Consider the following 2,954-nt stretch of genomic DNA (forward strand, 5'->3'; position numbering starts at 1 on the left):
CTGGCCTGCGCTGCTTCTGTCGCGGATGGGAATCTCCAGAACATCGTTTCGAGTCATGGTCATGCTCCAGCTTGCGAGCCTGACCTAACCATGCGCCCGTTTTTCTGCAGTGTTTTTGATCTCGATTAGCAGTTCGCGCGATAGCGGGCCCTGGCAGGTGATGATCCAGCGCGCCTCAAGTATTGAGGTGGCTGTCGAGCAACTCGGTGAGGGCCTGGTTGATCGCCGCCGAGTTGATTGTCAATAACTGCAGTTGCGCTTGCACGCCCTGCGCCACCTCTGTCGAGCCACGCTGTTCGATCCACTTGGCCAACTGCCAAACGGCCTCCCCCAGCGCCACCTGGTTCTGATGCAGGCGCGCCAGGGTCGCGGCCGTGAGTTGTTTGTGGTGCATATCCGGTTCCTGTTTCGGTGGCGCCCTTCCATGCGTGATCCAGGTCAGACAGCTGCGCAGGCCAGACCTGCCAGAAGCAAGCCGCAGGTTTGGATCCGCGCTGAGGGGACGGTCGGTTTACAGGCAGTCAGGTTCCAGCAACTGCCGGCCAATCGCCATACCTCTTCATTGGTAGTGCACACAACGCTGATCTGGCTCAATTACCTCGTCAATCAAACCGAATCTTGATGCAAATCATTATTGTTTGAGTCGTGATTCCCTAAGCTAGGCCCATCCAAGCCAACGCTCAGAGGAAACCATCGATGCGCGCACAACTGCCCTTTTCACTCGCCCTGCTGCTGGTCGCCACATTCGCCCAGGCCAAGGAATACCCGATCGGCGAACCGCAACAATGCGCAGGGCTGGAAGTCGGTGCCGTTTACCTGCAACCGATCGAGATGGACCCGCCGGGCATGATGCGCCCCGCCGCCGAATCCGATGTGCACCTGGAAGCCGACATCAGCGCGCTGGAAAACAACCCCAACGGCTTCCAGGAAGGCAGCTTCGTGCCCTACCTGAACATCGCCTTCGTGCTGCGCAAGGAAGGCAGCGACGAGGAACTCAAGGGCGATTTCCACGCCATGGTCGCCAACGACGGCCCGCACTACGGCGACAACCTCAAGCTGTCCGGCCCGGGCAAGTACCACCTGACCTTCAGCGTCCTGCCGCCCGCCGGTGACCACGTCATGTTCGGTCGCCACACCGACAAGGAAACCGGCGTCGCCCCCTGGTTCGAGCGCTGCGACCTCAGCTACGAATTCACCTACGCCGGTATCGGCAAGAAAGGCGGTTACTGATCGCAACGGGCGCGGTCTGTGGCCGCGTCGGTTTGGAGTTCTCTATGGCACGTGTCCTGTTCACCCTGCTGCTGACAATCCTTGGCTCGCCTGGTTTCGCGGCCGGCTTGCCGACCCATGAGCTGGTGATCCGTGATGGTCATTTCACCCCGCCACTGCTCGAAGTCGCGGCGGGCCAACGCTTCAAGATCGTCCTGCACAACCAGGGGCAAGGCCCGGCGGAATTCGAAAGCACGCCTCTGCGGGTGGAAAAGGTCATGTCGCCCGGGGTCACCTCGTTCGTGGTGATTCACCCGCTGCGCCCCGGCCATTACCCGTTCTTCGACGAGTTCCACCTCGACTTGCCCGAGGGCGGCATAGTCGCCAAATAACGCCGTTACCATGGGGCCTTGAATGAATCAGTCGTTGTTCATCGTCTGGCGGGAAAGCGTCGAGGCGTTGCTGGTGATCGGCATCCTGCATGCCTGGATCGGCCAGCAGGCTGAGCGCGGCCGCGCCATGACTTTGCTCTGGGGCGGCGTGGCCCTGGGCCTGGTGTTGTCCGGGGCGCTGGCGCTGACCATCCTGTTCGCCGGCGAATGGCTGGCGGGCGCGGCCGGCGAGTGGTTCCAGGCGGCGCTGGTACTGCTGGCCAGTCTGTTGATCCTGCAGATGGTCGGCTGGATGCGCCGGCATGGCCGCACTTTCAAGCGCGACCTGCAACAGGCGGCCGGCAATCACCTGAACCGCAATGGCGGCCTTGGCCTGCTGCTCCTGGCGATGCTCGCGGTGGGCCGCGAAGGCAGCGAGACCGTGGTCTTCCTCTATGGCCTGGGCGTGCACAAGCAAGGCGCCGCGCTCTGGCAGTTCGCCCTCGGCGGTGCGGCTGGCTTCGCCCTGGCGCTGCTCACCTTCATGGTGCTGCAGGCCGGCAGCCGGCTGGTGTCCTGGCGGCATTTCTTCATGCTCAGCGAAGTAGTGCTGCTGTTGCTCGGCGCCTCCATGTTGGTCGCCGGATTGGACCGCATCAGCGGCCAGTTGATGGCCCTGGAACTGCCCGAACAGGTCTACGGCTGGTTCGGCGATGCGCTCGGGGACACCTCGGCCGGTCTGGATGACGCCGCGGGGCTGGGATCGGTATTGGCCAACTTCGCCGGTTACCGCGCCATGCCCTCCATCGCCACGGTCGCTGCCCTCGCCGGCTACTGGGCTGTGGTCGCACTCTGGTTGCGGCGCAGTTCGCCCGCCGTGTCGCCATGCGCGAGCTGAACGGCCTGCTCGGCGGGCTGGGCGACGCGCTGCGGCGGCATGCGCGGCTGATTCGTGGCCTGCAATGGGCCGTCGTGGCTTTCTATGGCCTGTTGCTGGTGCTGCCGGCGCTGCTGCCGTTGCCGTCCACCCAAGCACGCATCCTCGACAACCTGACGCTGCTCGCCCAGTTCATTTTCTGGGGCCTCTGGTGGCCGTTCGTATTGCTGTCCATCGTGCTGTTCGGCAGGCTCTGGTGCGGGGTGCTCTGCCCCGAAGGCTCGCTCAGCGAGTGGATCAGCTGGCGCGGCCTGGGCCGCGGCACGCCACGCTGGATCCGTTGGGGCGGCTGGCCAACCCTGGCGTTTATCCTCACCACCATTTATGGCCAGCTGATCAGCGTCTACGACTATGCCCAGGCGGCCTTGCTGATACTCGGCGGTTCGACCGTGGCGGCGATGCTGGTGGGCTTTCTCTATGGCCGCGGCAAGCGTATC

At 63.7% G+C, this 2,954-nt stretch carries 5 protein-coding genes; 4 read left to right on the forward strand and 1 reads right to left on the reverse strand.

All coding sequences use genetic code 11. The features are described from left to right. Positions 1-175: 175 nt before the first annotated feature. The gene (locus ABZE94_RS21100; RefSeq protein WP_372878137.1) at positions 176-394 is read right to left on the reverse strand and encodes a hypothetical protein; all 219 of its coding nucleotides are present in this window, start codon (positions 392-394) and stop codon (positions 176-178) included. Positions 395-696: 302 nt separating this feature from the next. Between ABZE94_RS21100 and ABZE94_RS21105 the strand changes: the two genes are divergently transcribed. From ABZE94_RS21105 to ABZE94_RS21120, 4 genes are all read left to right on the forward strand, one after another. Next, positions 697-1,230 carry an iron transporter gene (locus ABZE94_RS21105; protein WP_372878139.1) on the forward strand — a complete coding sequence of 178 codons (534 nt, stop codon included), beginning with the start codon at positions 697-699 and terminating at the stop codon, positions 1,228-1,230. A 44-nt stretch (positions 1,231-1,274) separates the two neighbouring features. Next, a complete protein-coding gene (locus tag ABZE94_RS21110) occupies positions 1,275-1,601 on the forward strand; it encodes a cupredoxin domain-containing protein (protein ID WP_372878141.1) in 327 nt (108 codons plus the stop codon). A gap of 22 nt (positions 1,602-1,623) precedes the next feature. Then, positions 1,624-2,478: an FTR1 family protein gene (locus ABZE94_RS21115; protein WP_372878143.1), complete on the forward strand. Its 855-nt coding sequence runs from the start codon at positions 1,624-1,626 to the stop codon at positions 2,476-2,478. Then, the coding region (locus ABZE94_RS21120) for a 4Fe-4S binding protein (RefSeq protein WP_372878145.1) at positions 2,466-2,954 on the forward strand (489 nt) is incomplete at its 3' end. The genes ABZE94_RS21115 and ABZE94_RS21120, both read left to right, overlap by 13 nt.

It is taken from the genome of Pseudomonas sp. (genome assembly GCF_041601375.1).
Lineage (GTDB): Bacteria > Pseudomonadota > Gammaproteobacteria > Pseudomonadales > Pseudomonadaceae > Aquipseudomonas.

Bases quoted from the DNA above. Each gene is read 5' to 3' on its own strand.
- ABZE94_RS21115 (WP_372878143.1), top strand. From the start codon at position 1,624: ATGAATCAGTCGTTGTTCATCGTCTGGCGGGAAAGCGTCGAGGCGTTG.
- ABZE94_RS21100 (WP_372878137.1), bottom strand. From the start codon at position 394: ATGCACCACAAACAACTCACGGCCGCGACCCTGGCGCGCCTGCATCAG.
- ABZE94_RS21110 (WP_372878141.1), top strand. From the start codon at position 1,275: ATGGCACGTGTCCTGTTCACCCTGCTGCTGACAATCCTTGGCTCGCCT.
- ABZE94_RS21105 (WP_372878139.1), top strand. From the start codon at position 697: ATGCGCGCACAACTGCCCTTTTCACTCGCCCTGCTGCTGGTCGCCACA.